We start from the raw sequence: 15,436 nt of genomic DNA, 5'->3' as shown, positions 1-15,436 counted from the left end.
CGATGCCCCTGAAGATGAACCGCAACGTCTTTCTGACCTGCGCCGTCACCGGTGCCGGCGCCACCCAGGACAGAAGCCGCCTGGTGCCCCGCTCGCCCAAGGAAATCGCCGACAGCGCGATTGCCGCGGCGAAGGCCGGCGCGGCGGTGGTGCATTGCCATGTGCGCGATCCTGAAACCGGGGTGCCGGTGCGCAATGTGGAGTATTACCGCGAGGTGACCGACCGCATCCGCTCGGCCGATGTGGATGTGGTGCTGAACCTGACCGCCGGGCTGGGCGGCGACATGACCTTTGGCCCGGTCGAGGATCCGCTGGCGCTGGATCAGGCCGGAACCGATATGGCCGGCGCCACCGAGCGGTTGGCCCATATCCGCGAGTGCCTGCCGGAAATCTGCACGTTGGACTGCGGCTCGATGAACTTCGGCGATGGCGATTACGTGATGACCAATACGCCCAGCATGCTGCGGGCCACCGGCCGGATGATGACCGAGCTTGGGGTAAAGCCCGAGATCGAGGCCTTCGACACCGGGCATCTGTGGTTCGCCGAACAGCTGGTGCAGGAGGGGGTGCTGGAGGACCCGGCGCTGGTGCAGCTCTGCATGGGGATCCCCTGGGGGGCGCCGAACGATCTGAACACCTTCATGGCGATGGTCAACAATGTGCCTGCCGGCTGGACCTGGTCGGCCTTCAGCCTGGGCCGGGATCAGATGCCCTATGTCGCCGCCGCCGCCTTGGCCGGGGGCAATGTGCGCGTCGGGCTGGAAGATAACCTCTGGCTGGAAAAGGGCGTTCTGGCGACCAATGCGCAGCTGGTGGAACGGGCGGTGACCGCACTGGAAACCCTCGGTGCCAGCGTGATCGGCCCGGCAGAGGTGCGTGCCAAGCTGGGGCTGGTCAAGCAGGCCCCCGGGAGCCGCAGCGCATGAGCCGGGCTGCGATTATCGGCGGCGGGCTGATCGGCGGCGGCTGGGCTGCACGGTTCCTGTTGAACGGCTGGGACGTGTCGGTCTTCGATCCCGACCCGGAGGCCGCCCGCAAGATCGGCGCCGTGCTGGACAACGCCCGCCGGTCCCTGCCGGCGCTCTATGACCGGGCTTTGCCGGCGGAAGGCACGCTGCGGTTCTGCGATAGCCTGGAGGAGGCGGTGCAGGGCGCCGACTGGGTGCAGGAGAGCGTCTCGGAACGGCTGGAGCTGAAGCAGAAGGTCTATGCCCAGATCGCGCCGGCGCTGGCGGAGGGGGTGTTCATCGCCTCCTCGACCTCGGGGTTCATGGCCTCCGACCTCGCCGCGCTGGGGGCGCCGGTGGCGGTGGTTCACCCGTTCAACCCGGTCTATCTGCTGCCGCTGGTGGAGCTGTCGGGCACGCCGGACCTCTGCGCCCGGGCGGCAGAGGTGGTGCGCGGGCTGGGCATGTTCCCGCTGCCGCTGAAACAAGAGATCGACGGGTTTCTCGGCAACCGGTTTCAGGAAGCGGTCTGGCGCGAGGCGCTGTGGATGCTCAAGGACGGGATCGCCACCACCGAGGATATCGACGAGGCGATCCGCATGGGCTTCGGCCTGCGGTGGGCGCAGATGGGCCTGTTCGAGACCTATCGCATCGCCGGCGGCGAGGCGGGGATGGCGCATTACCTGGCGCAGTTCGGTCCCAGCCTCGGCTGGCCGCTGAGCCGGTTGACCGATGTGCCCGAGCTGGATCAGCCGCTGATCGACCTGATCTCGGCGCAGTCCGACGCCCAGGCGGGCGGGCGCAGCATCGCCGAGCTGGAACGTACCCGCGACGACAATCTGGTCGGCATCCTGCGCAGCCTGCGGCATGGCGGCACGGCGGCGGGGCGGGTGATCCTGGATCACGAGGCCGAGCTGCCGGCGCCGGGCGACCGGGACGGGTTGCCGATCACCAGCCAGCGGCGGGTGCCGGTGACCTGGACCGACTATAACGGCCACATGAACGAGGCCGCCTATCTGGAACTGGGCACCTGGGCCACCGACGGGCTGATGCAGCGGGTCGGGGCGGATGCTGATTACATCGCGTCCGGCAAGAGCTACTTCACCGTCGATACCCGGGTGCGCTATCTCGATGAGGTGCATCTGGGCGATCTGCTGACGGTGACGACCCAGGTTCTGGAGGGGGCGGGCAAGAAGATGCATCTGTTCCACCGCGCCTGGCGGTCGGACGGAGGGCTGGCAGCGACGATCGAGACGTTGCTGTTGCACACCGATCTGACCACGCGGCGCAGCTGCCCGCCGGAGCCGGCGGTGGCCACGGCGCTTGCCGCCCTGGCCGAGGCGCATCGGGAGATGGCGGCGCCGGGCGCCGGCGGCGCGGTCGGCCAGCGCGGCTGACTGATCTCACCGGGCGGGGCGGCGGCGACGAAAACCCCCGGGGGCGGTGATCGCACCCGGGGGTTAGCTTTTGTACCGGCCGGCGGGGTCAGGTCCGCCAGCTGGTGTCGCTGGCGTCGAGCTCGGATTTCAGGAAGTCGAAATGCCGATCCGCCATTCCGGCATAGGCGGCCCACCCCTCCACGGTGTTCTGCGCCACCGCATCCGACAGCACCGCCAGCGGTTCGCCGGTGGAGCGGGCGAGGATCAGCGTCTGCGCTGCCTTTTCGAAGAAATAGAGGTCTTCATAGGCCGCCGCCACGGTGTCGGCGATGAGGGTCACCCCGTGGTTGCCCATCACCAGAACGTCCTTGTCGCCCAGCGACTCCGCCAGCCGCTCGCCCTCTTCCTCGGCGTCGGCAATGCCGCCGAAGCCGAGATCATAGCCGATCCGGCCGTAGAACCGGGCGGTGTTGTTGTCGATCGGCACCATCGTCGGGTCCTTGAGACAGGCCAGCGCGGTTGCATAGGGCGAATGGCAATGCAGCACGACCCGGGCACGGGGCAGTTTGCGGTGCAGGGTTCCGTGCACCGTCCAGGCCGAGGCGTCGGGGGCATCCGGGCGGGACAGCGTGGCGGTGTCGTCGCTGTCCAGCAGCAGCAGATCGCTGGCGCGGATGGCGCCGAAATGCAGCCACTTGGGGTTCAGCAGGAACTGCCGCCCGTCGTCGGAAACCGCCGCGCTGAAGTGGTTGCCGACGGATTCGCTCCACCCCATGCGGTGGCACAGCCGGAAGGCCGCCGCCAGGTCCTGGCGCAACGCGGTCAGCCCGTTGTGCTGCGGGCTGACCTGATCCAGCGCCAGCGCGCTCATGCCTTGAACCGCCCTTCGCTGACCAGCGCGCGGTAGCGCGAGCGCATTTCACCGCGGTCGACATAGGTGCCGCGCAGATAGCGTTCGCCCGAGCTGGCGGTATAGGCGGCGCGGCCATGGACGATCCGGTGGTTGTCGAAGACCAAGCATTCGCCCGCCTTCATCATGAACTTCATGACATAGCGGTCTTCCTGCAGCATTTTGCCGAACCGGCAGAAGGCGGGGTAATAGTCGTCCAGCACATCCTGCGGCAGATCGAAGATATCGGCCATATGCTGGCTGATGGTCAGGCCGGAGACCTCGCCATGGGCGTCGAGCTCAATCACCGTCTGGCGCGAGCGGACATCATAGGTGTCGTGCTCGCAATAGAAGGGGATCGAGACGGTGGAAAGCAGCTTGAACCCCTCGGGATCGCGGGCGCGGAAGTCGTTGGCCACGGCCACCCCGTCGGCATAGAGGCTGCCACCGCCCTCGACGCTGTTGCGCCGGCAGTGCAGGAACTGGACGCCGGGGGCGTGTTCCTCGGCCGGGGTGTCGGTGTGCAGCTCCAGCGCCGCGGCGGTATAGGCGCTGTTGGTCGGGTTGATATAGGTCTTCACATCGAAGAAATCGCCGAAGAAGGTCGGCCGGACGGTGCCCAGCAGATTGGCGGTCTCGGTCAGCGCCTCGTTGCTGTCGGGCATGTCGGTGACGATGGCGAGCCCTTCGACCAGCAGCGCCTCGATCCACTTGGCGCAGAGCGCGGGATCCTTGACCAGCTCGGGTTGGGAGAACCGCGGCACGTCGGCGAAGTGATCGGAATACCAGGCGACGCGCGGCAGATCGGCGGGATCGTGGCGGGGCCGGCCGTCGGTGTATTGGGCCAGCGTCGACAGCGGCATGCGGGTGACGTGATCCTCTCCCGCCCAGTCGATGACCAGGGCACCGTCTTCGACCCTGGCGCTGGCCGCGCGCGGTGCGGTCTCAAGGTGGAAGATGTCGAAGGTCCGTTCACGGGTTTCGGTGTTGAACGAGCTGGGGCAGTTGTCGCGCAGCCAGTAGTAATTGAAATAGGCCTCGCGCCCGTCGGCGAGCGGTAGCGTCAGACCCTTGTCGCCGAGGCTGACCGCAGCGGTCATGTCCTGCATTACATTCATCGCGTTTCCTTACCTTGTGGACCGAGAGGGGGGAGTTTCGGTCCGGCTATGATTTCAGGAGTTCCCAAAGCGAAACAGCTCGAATAATCTGAACATAAGTTAAGCCATGGGTTACGTTGATAGGAGCGCCCGTTGGATCGTCTGCCCCCCCTGCGCCTGCTGGCGGCCTTTGAGGCGATGGCGCGTCTCGAAACCATGAGCGAGGCGGCGGCCCGGCTCAACGTCTCGCGCCCGGCGGTGAGCCAGGCGCTGAAGGCGCTTGAGGCGCATGTGGGGGCCGATCTGTTCGACCGTAGCAAACGGCCGGTGCGGCTGACCGGCGCGGGGGAGCTGCTGGCGCGGGCGGTGCGGGATGGGCTGGGCCAGATCTCGGCGGCGATCGAGGATATCCGCGCGATGCAGGGGCTGTCGGACCAGCAGGTCAACGTCGCCTGCACCCTCGGCATGGCGACCTATTGGCTGATGCCGAGACTGCCGGAGTTCTATGCGCTCTATCCCGATATCACCGTCAACGTGCAGGCGCCGCCCAGCGATCTGCCGGCCCTGAACGCGGGGGTGGATATCGCCCTGCGCTACGGCACCGGCGGCTGGCGCGAGGGGTGGACCCGCAAGCTCTTTGACGAACGGGTCGCGCCGGTCGGCCGGCCGGCGCTGATCACGCGGCTGCAGGCGGAAGGGCAGGGGCTGGACAGCGTGCCGCTGATCCATGTGCGCAGTCCGCACAATCAGCACTGGGCCGGGTGGCAGGATTATTTCGCCTTGCGCGGCATCGTCAGGCCGCGGCTGACCGGGCAGAGCTTCGACAACTACGTGCAGGCGGCGCAGGCGGTGCTGGACGGGCGCGGGTTGATGCTGGGCTGGCGGTCGATCACCGCCCGGCTGGTCGAGGAAGGATCGCTGGAGGAATGGCCGGGCGGCGCGGTCGACTTCGGCACTGCCTATTACCTGACCGAAGCGCCGAGCCTGCCCGAAAGCGGTCGGGTTTTCGCCGATTGGCTGCTGGCCGCCGCCGCCTGAGCCCGTCGACCCCGGGGGCAGCTCAGCCCCGGACGATCTTGCCCAGCATATCGGTCCGCCACAGGTATTGATGCGCCAGCGCCAGGCTGACGTGGATCGCGATCAGCAGCCAGAACAGCGGCCGGAACACCTCGGCATGGAGCAGGCGCGCGGTGTCCTGCCCGAGGTAGTAGGCCAGGGCGCCGGTGATCGGCATGGCGAAGAACAGCAGATAGAACACCCATTGCCCGGCCCGGGCCAGAACCCGGAACGCCCGGGGTGCCCCTATCGGTTCGGGCGGCACGCCACGGATCAACCGCAGCACCAGCCGCACCGCCGCAAGGACCAGAACCAGCATCCCCACCGCGATATGGACATGCGCCGGCAGCACCACCCCGATCTCGATCCCGCGGCCTCCCATGCCCTGCGGCAGCAGCAGATTGACCAGAATCAACCCCACCATCGCCCAGTGCAGCAGCCGCTGGGTCCGGGAAAAACTCTGAGGCAGATCGCGCATGGCTCGGGTTCCTTCGCTCATTATCCTGCTTCTTGAATACATCTTTTGGAGATGGCGCAAATTGACCAGGCGCAAACCGGCCGGATTTTTCCGACCTAGACCTGTTCGGGTTCTCCGACATGCCGCCGCTGCCCCGGCGCTTGCGGCAAAGAGGCAAGCGGGGGAGCAAGACGATCAATACACCATAGGTGGGATCGAGGCGGCTAGAGGTCTTGAAAGGAAAACAGCACCCGCCTGCGCGGCAGAGGCAAGGCTTCTGACGAAAAGGGCAGAACTATCTGGTGCTTTTCAAAGGGTGGGAGGCGTCACAAAGTTCTGCCTTTCGGGGCCGATTTCTCCCTTTGAAATCAGACGGGCGGAATCTCGGCGAACCGTGAATGCTGCCTTTATCGCCACATAGGTTTGTCTCTCGGCGGGCATGAAAAAGCCGACCCGAAGGTCGGCTTCCCGATCAGATCATGATTTTCTAGATCACATCTCGCCGTCTGAAGAAGCGCTGGCATTTGTCCCCGAGGCGCAGAGGCCGGATGCCGTAGCTGTAGAGGTCCTTGCTGAGGTTGGCGGCGTCTCGGTTGCGGCGCGCGGCCAGTTCGGTCAGCGAGATGTGGGTCGTGCGGAACTCTTCCACACTCCTGGCGCAGATTACCTGCCACCGGCGATGCTTGGCATCGGAGAAGGGTTGTACGTGGACGATATGCCTGCGTTGCAGAAGGGCGCGAATGGTTCTCGTATTGGTTTTCAGGCGCAGGCTAGCTTCACCGAGCGACAGGGCATCCTCCGCCGGGATGGTTGTCGTTTGCCGGATGGCCCGGATCGAGACCAAGAGATCGCCGAACCTTGCGTCGGCGGGAGCCGTCGCGAAGAGGGGAAGGCGATTGTCCAGAACGCAGGCCACGACCTCTGCCAACGACGTCTGGCACTGCAGCGCGGCTTCGCGGAACATGACAGCATCTTCCGGTGCTTGTTGCTCTGGTTTGGCCAACGCTCTCAGTTTTCTCAGAAAATCCGAGATCTCTCTTTCCTCGAAATAGGAACCGTTCTTGGGACAGGCCGCGGCATGAGAAATGAGCCCCTGCGTGCGCAGCAGGCGCAAGGTCGCCAAGGTTACGCCATGGATGTCTCCGGCTTGCGTCGCGGATATCATTCCGTGGATCTGGGTGGTGATCTCGGAAATGATGTCGGAGGTGGGATAGGTGTTGAGGTGCACGCCTTGTCCGTTGTCCCGGGCCGATGCGAGGCCGCGCCGGATCAGGTGCTGTTCGATTTTCCATCGGCTGACACCGGAGATGGCGGCGGCCGTCGCTGGCGTGTGCACCCGCTGTTCCGGCGCTGGCTGACCGAGGATGATGGCCCCCTCGGCGACGGGAAAATTCGACCAGATGTAGTCGCGGACACTGTCGCGGATGACATCGAATGCGGGGTCTTCATCGCGGTCCCGCAACCAGTTGTAGAACAGCCGGAACCGGTGGCGATGGAGCCGTGCATCAATTGGCGTGAGCGATTGTATCTCGCGCAGTGTCGCGAGCATGGCCTCGAGCCCGTCTCGCAAGACCATGTAACCGGCGTTTCCGGCACGCACCCAATCCTGTTCCGAGATATCCGTACGTTTGGCATCGGCACCCAAGGTCATCAAGGCCCCGAGATTTTCGGCGGTCTGGACGGCGACATGGATCGGCAGGCCATAGAACCAGTCTCTGCGGGTCTCCTGTCCGGTACCGATCTGGTCTGCCAGCCAGTTCTCCAGATGACGGTCCTTGTCCGCCACATGCACCGCAGGTGTGGGCGCGTAGTTTCGGAGGTGGGGCACGATGTCGAACACGTCCTTGCCCGTTCCGGCCTGCGCCAATGGCACCAGAAGGCACGCGTGGATCTGGCAGGTACGGATGCTTTCGAGCTGCCACAGGCCGTGGTGAACTGCGGGCACGTCCTCCGGCCGCTGACGCGCGGCGGACATGCAGACCGGACAGGTGCGTGCGTGTGTTCGCCGGAAGCAGGTGAACTTCAAAGTGGCATGGCCGAGTTCGAACCATCCATCCCCGACGACGCGCGGCGTCCAGAATTGCATCGCGGCGGGGTCTGACCCGCCCAAGGCTGCGAGACGTTCGATCTCTGTCGGGGCACCGTTGGTCAGCTGCCCGTAGTCGATCCCAATATCCGAGCAGAAGGGAACAAGGCGCGGAACGCCGTTGCGCCGCGCAAGGCGCGAGGCAAAGGAGGTTGCGGATTCGCCGGGCAACATAGTCCACGCAAAGAGGCAGAGCTCGTGTCATCATTCGCCCCGCGCTCCCCTGGAAAACACCTGCCGGGTGTCGATGCGCAGGAAATCCGGCACGATGAACGGATTGAACTCGGCATCGCAGGCGGTGCGGCGATGATATGCTCTGATGAAGTTGTGCCGGTTCAGCGTGTCCTGCCCGTGAAGGAAGGCGTCTTCGATGGCGTCCAGGATAACGATGATGGCGATGCCGAACTGATTGGCCGCAGCATGAACAATGCGTTCGCCGTGGGACAATTCCAGCACGTCATCCTCTGGTTCGAGGCTTGCACGCTCGCAGTGGGAATCCAGCAGGTCGAGGATATCTTCGCCATGGGCGGCAGGGGACATGCTCTCGAACCGGATGGTCTTCATTCGGCGTGCCAGCTGTGTGTCGTGGTTGAGGATATCTTCCAGGCCGTTTGTCCCTGAAAGAATGATCCCGACAGGCCACTCCGGATCAGTCATCAGCGTCTTCAGCATGGATGTTACTGAATCGAGCTCGTGCTCGGTATACCGCGATGCGAGGTCCTGCGCCTCGTCCAGATGCACGAAGAGGACACGCAGTTCCTTGAGGTGATGTCGAACCAGACCCCAGATGTACCAGGCTTGGCGTTCGGCGCCGATCGGATAGCCGAGCGCCCGAAGGAGCATCTGCCCGACAAACTTCAGCGTTGCAGGCGAAGGCACTCGCAAACTGACGATGGTGGAGCCGCCGTACCCGAGGTCGGCCAGTCTCTGGCTTTCCTGAGCAAGCAGATGACTGATTGCCGCGCTTTTTCCGGCCCCCGCTTGTCCGGACAAGGCCAATCCCTGCGCTTCGCTGGTCCGTCCGGTCTGGATGTCCACGAGACGTTTTTCAGCGAGAATGGAGAACCCTTCCGCCAGCGGGACGAAACGCTCGTGATCGACAAAACACCCTTTCAACTCGGCAATTCGCTGGGCCGCTTGGGGGATCAGATCATTTCTCATCTTTCAACCCCCCAGCGATTGCGGTTCTTGCGTCTCGCGCGACGCTCCGAGTTGGTCCCTGTGTTGTCGCCGTCTTGCTTCTCTGGTTCGTCCGTCGGCGGGATGATGGAAATCGCATCGCTGAGCAGATCACTGCTCGGAGGCACGTGTCCCAATCGCTGCGCGTCCGATCGGAGCGGATAGTGCAGTGCCGCATCTGCACGCGCGACCTCCACGTCGGCCACGTGGAACGGCGTCAGGGCGCGCAACGCGAATGCACAACGGTTCGCCTCGGAAATTCGCTCGATGGCACGCTGGACCTTGGGCGCGTCCAGCCTCGCGTCGCGCGCGTGAGCGTGCCGAACGGCTCGAATGCCCTCACGCAGCTCGTCGAAGCTCACGCCCTCGAAGCCAGGCTGATTGGCGAGCGCAGGATACCAGGACGCACCGACCTTGACGGCTATCCACCCGATGTCCTGCAAATCTACCCTGATTTCCACCTCCCGTACGGGAGAGTGTAGGTGCGCTTCTCGCAGCGCCTCGCAGCTATAGCTTAGGCCCGAGAACAGGACGCCCTCTTTATTAAATTTCCGGGATTTAGGTCGACCAAATGCTTTTCGAAGAGTCAGGCCATCCGGAACCGGAGGCGTCCCGTGCTCAGCCACCAGCCGCTTCCAGGCTGCATTCGGGGTTTCCCCGTTCAGAGAGCCATGCGGATGGTTGTGGTAGATATCAACAATATAGGTCAGCAGGACCTTGATCAGGTCGTCGTCACACAGACAGGCGAGCATTTCTGAAGGATAGTCGCCGCGATCAATGGTGTCGAAAAAAAGTTCGACCTGCCAAGAGCGGCATGAGCTGATGTCCGAGTGTGCGGAAGAAGGACTCGATGTGTCCCCGCATCCAGGGAATTCCGGCGGGCGGCAGGTGCGACGTGATCCCGAGCGAAGCCACCGTCGTCTGGAAGGCATCCGAGACGAAGGCAGGCCCCATGTCGGTCACGAGGGTCCCGATCCCGCCATGGTGATGCCATGTGCTTTCGCATTCGGCCGCCTGGGCCAGCGGGGTCTTGTCCTCGAAAATCTGCCGCAGCGCGCGGATCGCATCATCCGAGTTCGGATTGTCGGCCAGCCGCATCGACACCACGCATTTCGTGGCGCAGTCGATCGCAATGTAGAGCCAGCGTCGCCCCGCCTCGAATTTCTTCTGTCGCTCCGTCGGCAGGTGATCCCAGATGCCTGTCAGCGTCAGCAGCGACATGACGTCGAGCTTGTTTTCATCCATCTCGACCCGCTCCATCGGACGCACGACATCAGGACCGTTGCTGCTCATGGCGAACTTCCTGGCGGCAGCAGACGTGCCATAGCGTTTGGCGCAGACGTAGAATGGGTCAGCCGAGTCCAGTCGGCGTTTAACGCTGGAGGCGGAAGGAACTGTGAGCGGCGTTGCCCCCGCGCTAGTTCTGCGCGCGTTCTCTTCGGCGAACAGCGCCCGGGTCTCTTGAATCGATTGGACTTTGCTCGGGCGCTGCGTGTCGGCGTAGATTTCGATGACCTGGTTCATCAGGGCTTCTGCCTTCGGGCATCAGCGCCGGGTCCGGTTGCCGGATAGGTGTGTGGCCGGGATGAGCGAAAGTGCGGAGTAGTCTGCGGCCTGGTAGGAGCGGACCCACTGAAAGACCGTCCGGCTTCCCGGCAGCTTTCGAATTTTGATTTCCGTGCCCGGTCGTATCCTGGCGAAGGCTGCTGCACCTTCACCAACAAGCTTCTCATTTCGGTAGCCTTGGCTTACGACAGTCACGGTGCTCGGGGAGACGCCCAAGGATCTGGCTATTTTCGCCATGGACGATCCTGCAAGCCTAAGCCTGCATTTTAGCATCTCGTGGTTTTCCAGGTCGATACTCATGGGCTAATGCAACTTTTTGGACTGTAAGCGCTGTCGCCACCCCACGCCTGTTCAGCTTGACGGGGTGAAGTTCCAAGGTAGCAGCTCGTCGATCCTTCTGGCCGGGTGACCGGCGGCGATGGCTTCCAGGGTCGCCTTCAAATAGGCAAAGGGCTCGACGCCGTTGATCTTCGCGGTGGCTATCAGGGAGGCGATGCGAGCCCAGGTGCGGCCGCCCTCGTCGTGGCCGGCGAAGAGTGCGTTCTTTCTTGTCAGGGCGATCGGGCGGATCAGGTTTTCGACGGCGTTGGAGTCCATCTCGACGCGGCCGTCGTGGAGGAAGGTCTGCAGGCCGCCCCACTGGCGGTGGATGTAGGTCAGCTTCTCGCCGAGGCGCGACTTAGCCGAGATACGCAGACGCTGTGCCTGCAGCCAATCACCGAACTCGGCCATGGTTCAACTCGGCCACGAGATGCTCGAGCCGCCGGTTGGCTTCCTTCAGGGCGCCGTTTTCCTGCAGAACCGCCAGAACGGCGGCGCGCTGGCTCTCGGGGATCGCGGACAGGTCGATGGGCGGGGCGTCGGGCATGGCTGGATTATACCGGGCCCGGGGCGCCGATGCCCGGTTATTCAATAGGCCGAGTCACTCTGCCACAGCCGGTCGGCGCACCTCCAGAGATCGAACCCGGCGCCAATCCAAACCAGCAAACAGGGCCTCGAACTGCGCCCGGTTCAAGGTCATTGCCCCGTCGCGGATCGCGGGCCAAGTGAAGGTGTTTTCTTCCAGCCGTTTGTAGACCATCACGAGTCCGCTACCGTCCCAGAACAGGATCTTCAACCGGTCGGCGCGCTTCGACCGGAACACGAAGACCGTGCCCGTGAACGGATCCTCGGCAAGCGTCGACTGGACCAGCGCCGCGAGACCGTCATGCCCCTTCCGGAAGTCGACCGGCTTCGTCGCCACCAGGATCCGCACGCCCTGCGAGGGCATCAGCATGGATGCACCTCCAGCGCGTGGGCAATCTCGGCAATCCGGGCCGCAGATGCATCATGGGCGAGTTCGATCACGACAGCGCCTCGAGTGATCCTGATCGGGGCAGCCTGCGATGCGACCTCCGGGCCCGCTTCCCCCTCGGCAACCTCGCAGACAACGAGAGGCGCAAAGACAGGGTCCTCGACTTCTGCCGCAGGCAGCACGAGCTTGCCCTGTTTGGCTTCACGTCGCCATGCCGAGAGTTGATTGGGCAGAATGCCAAACCGCTCCGCCACGGCATTCACCGTCGCACCAGCCTCCAAGGTCATCGCGACGGCCAAGGCCTTGGCCTCATCCGGCCACCGGCGATGTCCCGACGCGTAAATCTCGACGCCCAGAGATTTGAGAAACGAATTTGTAGCGCACATTGCGAAACGCACTCCCCATCATGAGATGGAGATCACATCGCAGCCGAAGCCATTAGCAGCAATGTGGGGTTGAGACGGCGCTTACTTTGGACTTCATATTTCCGCAACCTGATCGAATCATAGGATCAACCTAGGCGTCAAGATTTCTGATTCGCCATAACGCCCTAAAAAATATAGAAAAAACCGTCAATTTTGAATGCTGAGGTTCAAAACTGAAATCTGAGTCAAAGTGGGAAACAGGATTCTCAAAACCGCATCGGAACACACGCCAAAATCCGCTATCAAATGAAATGTCAAAATTGGCTGCATCCAGACATCAAAGTGTCTTACTTATGTGGGGGTAGCTCTCGTGCCGGAGCGCGTGTCGCGAATATTCAGGCGGCTGTACCTTCTTGCCGCGTCTTGGACAGGTCAGAATGCTGACGGCGAGGGGGAGGGATAGCCCATCCGGCTGGGATGCCTCATTCCGACGAGGACAGAACCTGGGCGACGATTGCGGGTTCAGCTGCGATCAGGCGGAGGAGCAGGCAGGCAGCGCGGTCCGGGCGTCTGCGTCCCTGTTCCCAATCGCGAACTGTACTGACGGGCAGGCCGTAGCGTTGCGCGAAAAGGCTTTGAGACAGGTTCTGGGCCTTGCGAATGGCAGCCACATCCACCGAGATCGGCTCAAATGCCGCTGGAGGTTCCAGCTTCCCTTCCGCGATCGCCAAAGCTTCCTTGGCGCTTGTAACCAGTTCCGCACCTAGTGTCATGTCTCGCTCCTAGTGCTCGCGTCTCACAAGATGATCATACGGCAATGCCGTAGTTTCCCCAAGGTGAATTCCAGGCTTCGCAATGAGGCTGGCTGCTTCTTGAAGGTGCGCCAAGGCGGACGCATCGTCTCGCTGATTAAGACCCGCAAGATCAACGGCAACGCGAAACTTTCGCCTTTCTCCAAGCGTCGCTCGAGGCCCTCACAAACGGCCACACGCAAAGCCGCCTTGAGGGGTTCTGTCGTAGAACTTCCGGCTGTCAAGCTGAACTGGCGTGGGCCGCAGGAACCCCATACTGAACAGTAAGCAGGGAAGCGTGATGACCTGCTTCGATGCCGGTAGGTCGTGATCGACAGACTGATCCGGGCGCTCGCTTGATTGCGATGCAGTTAAAGACATCAAACCTCAGATTGATGTCGATTTGAGCATCGAGCTTGATAATCATTTCAAGGGTTCATATACTAAACTGCATCATGGTGTGGGCTTGATGCAGAAAAGAACATTGACATGGGCTACGACTCAGCAGACATAGCGGCGCGCTTGCAGGCGGCACGCAAGACAAAAGGGTTAAGCCAACGCGAGTTGAGCGACTTGGCTGGTGTGCCCCAAGCGCAGATTTCGCGCATCGAAGCCGGAACCGTCGACTTGCGCCTCTCTAGCTTGGTGGCGCTTGCCCACGCCCTTGATCTGGAACTGACCCTCGTCCCACGCAAGGCCGTGCCCGCCGTGCGCTCCTTGAGCCGCGAAGCTGTCAGCGCCAACCGCAAGGACATCGTTGCCGTGCAAAAGGAGATGCAGCGGATCAGCGAGACCATGCGCGGTCTCCAGATCAAGACGCCAAACCTTGACGGCCTTCAGCAACTCCAGAAATCCTTCTCGGACCTACAGCGGTTCCGCGTGCCGACACTCGACCTCGACGGCTTGAAGCAACTCCGCCAATCAATGGAGCAAATCAGCCGTCCAGCAAAGGAGATGGCAGCGCTCAGCCAGAGCATCAAGCTGATGCAGGCAGTCCGCAATAAGGCTGCGCATGGTCCGCTTCCCGATACTGGCGACAGCCCATCACGTCCGGCCTACTCGCTCGACGAGGACGATGATGCCTGATGTTACCGTGCTGACAGTCAAGCTCTACGGCGAACCGATCGGAACGCTCACGCATCTTGGCGATGAGCGTTCCATCTTTGCATTCAATGACGCCTATGTTGGGAACGCAGACAGGGCCACGCTCGGCTTGTCATTCAAAGACCAGTACGGCGAGCTACGCAACGACTTCAAGCCGATCAAGATGAAGCTCATGCCGTTCTTCTCGAACCTGCTCCCCGAAGGTCATCTTCGCAGCTATCTGGCAGACAAGGCAGGCGTCAATGAGAAGCGTGAATTTTTCCTGATCCAAGCGCTCGGCCGCGACTTGCCAGGGGCTGTTACGGTTGAGGCGGCTGACGATGACACATGGCCGGTGTCGGATGATCTTGAAGATCAGGTGTTGTCCGACAGTGAGAACGCCCATGAAAATGCACTCCGGTTTTCACTCGCCGGGGTGCAGCTGAAATTCTCGGCTGTGATCGACGCCGCCGGTGGTTTGACCATTCCAGCCAGCGGCATCGGGGGCGGGTGGATCGTCAAGCTTCCCTCCAGGGAGTATCGGGGTGTCCCCGAGAACGAATTCTCGATGATGACCCTTGCCCGCATGGTCGGCATCAATGTCCCACCCATCGATCTGGTCGACATCGGTGGCATCAAGAACTTGCCAGACGGCATCGATCAGCTCGGAGACAAGGCCTTCATCATCGAGCGCTTCGATCGCCGCGAAGATGGCACATCTGTGCATATCGAAGACTTCGCTCAGGTGTACGGCGTCTATGCCGAAGACAAGTACAAGAAGGCCAGCAATCGCAACATCGCGGCGGTGATCGCCGCCGAATCTGATCGTGCTGATATTGCCGAGTTCATCCGCCGTCTGACCTTCAATACGCTCATCGGCAATGGCGACATGCATCTTAAAAACTGGTCGCTTATTTATCCTGATCAGAGAAATGCTAAGCTCTCACCGGCCTACGATTTCGTGTCGACAATCCCCTATCTCCCCAACGACCAATCGGCACTGAATTTCAGTCGCACACGGCGCTTTGACGAGTTCACGGAAGATGAGCTCCTGCACCTTGCCAGCAAAGCCGCGCTACCGAGAAAACTGGTCATCGACACCGCGCGTGAAACCATCAGCCTCTTCATGGACAGGTGGTGGGCCGAAAAGGCACATCTTCCGATGTCCACAGATGTCGCCGAGACCATCGACAAGCACCTAACGACTTTGCCGATTATTGGCGAGGCGCTCACCTGAAAGGCAAAGC

The 15,436-nt window shown here is 62.5% G+C and carries 17 protein-coding genes and 1 pseudogene; 5 read left to right on the top strand and 13 right to left on the bottom strand.

Annotated elements, in window-relative coordinates:
* Window positions 1–2 precede the first annotated feature (2 nt).
* Window positions 3–926, top strand: coding sequence for a BKACE family enzyme (locus QO033_RS05145; protein ID WP_284479870.1), 924 nt, complete (start codon window positions 3–5; stop codon window positions 924–926).
* On the top strand, window positions 923–2,344 hold the full coding sequence (locus tag QO033_RS05140; RefSeq protein WP_284479869.1) for a carnitine 3-dehydrogenase: 1,422 nt from the start codon (window positions 923–925) through the stop codon (window positions 2,342–2,344). Before QO033_RS05145 ends, QO033_RS05140 begins: the two co-directional genes overlap by 4 nt.
* 88 nt (window positions 2,345–2,432) lie before the next feature.
* Here QO033_RS05140 and QO033_RS05135 read toward each other — a convergent pair whose 3' ends face one another.
* Both QO033_RS05135 and QO033_RS05130 read right to left on the bottom strand, forming a co-directional pair.
* Entirely contained in the window at window positions 2,433–3,197 is a 765-nt protein-coding gene (locus tag QO033_RS05135) for a class II aldolase/adducin family protein (protein WP_284479868.1), read from the bottom strand.
* Complete coding sequence (locus QO033_RS05130; protein WP_284479867.1) at window positions 3,194–4,333, bottom strand: TauD/TfdA family dioxygenase; 1,140 nt, start codon at window positions 4,331–4,333, stop codon at window positions 3,194–3,196. Before QO033_RS05130 ends, QO033_RS05135 begins: the two co-directional genes overlap by 4 nt.
* A 132-nt stretch (window positions 4,334–4,465) precedes the next feature.
* Between QO033_RS05130 and QO033_RS05125 the strand changes: the two genes are divergently transcribed.
* A complete protein-coding gene (locus QO033_RS05125) occupies window positions 4,466–5,350 on the top strand; it encodes a LysR substrate-binding domain-containing protein (protein ID WP_284479866.1) in 885 nt (294 codons plus the stop codon).
* Between the two features lie 22 nt (window positions 5,351–5,372).
* Here QO033_RS05125 and QO033_RS05120 read toward each other — a convergent pair whose 3' ends face one another.
* From QO033_RS05120 to QO033_RS05070, 11 genes and pseudogenes are all read right to left on the bottom strand, one after another.
* The gene (locus QO033_RS05120) at window positions 5,373–5,846 is read right to left on the bottom strand and encodes a cytochrome b (protein WP_284479865.1); all 474 of its coding nucleotides are present in this window, start codon (window positions 5,844–5,846) and stop codon (window positions 5,373–5,375) included.
* 466 nt (window positions 5,847–6,312) lie between these two features.
* Window positions 6,313–8,085, bottom strand: coding sequence for a TniQ family protein (locus tag QO033_RS05115; RefSeq protein ID WP_284479864.1), 1,773 nt, complete (start codon window positions 8,083–8,085; stop codon window positions 6,313–6,315).
* 30 nt (window positions 8,086–8,115) lie between these two features.
* Window positions 8,116–9,072, bottom strand: coding sequence for an AAA family ATPase (locus QO033_RS05110; RefSeq protein ID WP_284479863.1), 957 nt, complete (start codon window positions 9,070–9,072; stop codon window positions 8,116–8,118).
* Window positions 9,069–9,842, bottom strand: a complete 774-nt coding sequence (locus tag QO033_RS05105; RefSeq protein ID WP_284479862.1) for a Mu transposase C-terminal domain-containing protein — start codon at window positions 9,840–9,842, stop codon at window positions 9,069–9,071. Before QO033_RS05105 ends, QO033_RS05110 begins: the two co-directional genes overlap by 4 nt.
* A 22-nt stretch (window positions 9,843–9,864) precedes the next feature.
* Window positions 9,865–10,614 carry a DDE-type integrase/transposase/recombinase gene (locus QO033_RS05100; RefSeq protein ID WP_284479861.1) on the bottom strand — a complete coding sequence of 250 codons (750 nt, stop codon included), beginning with the start codon at window positions 10,612–10,614 and terminating at the stop codon, window positions 9,865–9,867.
* A 21-nt stretch (window positions 10,615–10,635) separates the two neighbouring features.
* Window positions 10,636–10,956, bottom strand: a complete 321-nt coding sequence (locus QO033_RS05095; RefSeq protein WP_284479860.1) for a helix-turn-helix domain-containing protein — start codon at window positions 10,954–10,956, stop codon at window positions 10,636–10,638.
* A 51-nt stretch (window positions 10,957–11,007) separates the two neighbouring features.
* A pseudogene (locus QO033_RS05090) lies at window positions 11,008–11,388 on the bottom strand (IS66 family transposase); the annotation flags it as partial.
* On the bottom strand, window positions 11,372–11,524 hold the full coding sequence (locus tag QO033_RS05085) for a hypothetical protein (RefSeq protein ID WP_284479859.1): 153 nt from the start codon (window positions 11,522–11,524) through the stop codon (window positions 11,372–11,374). The gene QO033_RS05085 and the pseudogene QO033_RS05090, both read right to left, overlap by 17 nt.
* A gap of 54 nt (window positions 11,525–11,578) precedes the next feature.
* Window positions 11,579–11,932: an IS66 family insertion sequence element accessory protein TnpB gene (gene tnpB / locus QO033_RS05080; RefSeq protein WP_284479858.1), complete on the bottom strand. Its 354-nt coding sequence runs from the start codon at window positions 11,930–11,932 to the stop codon at window positions 11,579–11,581.
* Window positions 11,926–12,348: a transposase gene (locus QO033_RS25280; protein WP_284479857.1), complete on the bottom strand. Its 423-nt coding sequence runs from the start codon at window positions 12,346–12,348 to the stop codon at window positions 11,926–11,928. The genes tnpB and QO033_RS25280 overlap by 7 nt, the downstream gene beginning before the upstream one ends.
* Before the next feature lie 449 nt (window positions 12,349–12,797).
* On the bottom strand, window positions 12,798–13,088 hold the full coding sequence (locus QO033_RS05070; protein ID WP_284479856.1) for a helix-turn-helix domain-containing protein: 291 nt from the start codon (window positions 13,086–13,088) through the stop codon (window positions 12,798–12,800).
* 507 nt (window positions 13,089–13,595) lie between these two features.
* On the opposite strand from QO033_RS05070, the gene QO033_RS05065 reads away from it, so the two are divergent.
* Together QO033_RS05065 and QO033_RS05060 are read left to right on the top strand one after the other, a co-directional pair.
* A complete protein-coding gene (locus QO033_RS05065) occupies window positions 13,596–14,192 on the top strand; it encodes a helix-turn-helix domain-containing protein (RefSeq protein WP_284479855.1) in 597 nt (198 codons plus the stop codon).
* Complete coding sequence (locus tag QO033_RS05060; protein WP_284479854.1) at window positions 14,185–15,426, top strand: type II toxin-antitoxin system HipA family toxin; 1,242 nt, start codon at window positions 14,185–14,187, stop codon at window positions 15,424–15,426. Before QO033_RS05065 ends, QO033_RS05060 begins: the two co-directional genes overlap by 8 nt.
* The last annotated feature ends 10 nt before the right edge of the window (window positions 15,427–15,436 follow it).

Source organism: Pseudodonghicola flavimaris, from assembly GCF_030164425.1.
In the GTDB taxonomy this organism is placed as follows: Bacteria; Pseudomonadota; Alphaproteobacteria; order Rhodobacterales; family Rhodobacteraceae; genus Pseudodonghicola; species Pseudodonghicola flavimaris.
Note: the sequence above shows the minus strand (reverse complement) of the source record. Positions and strands in the feature narration are given on the sequence as shown.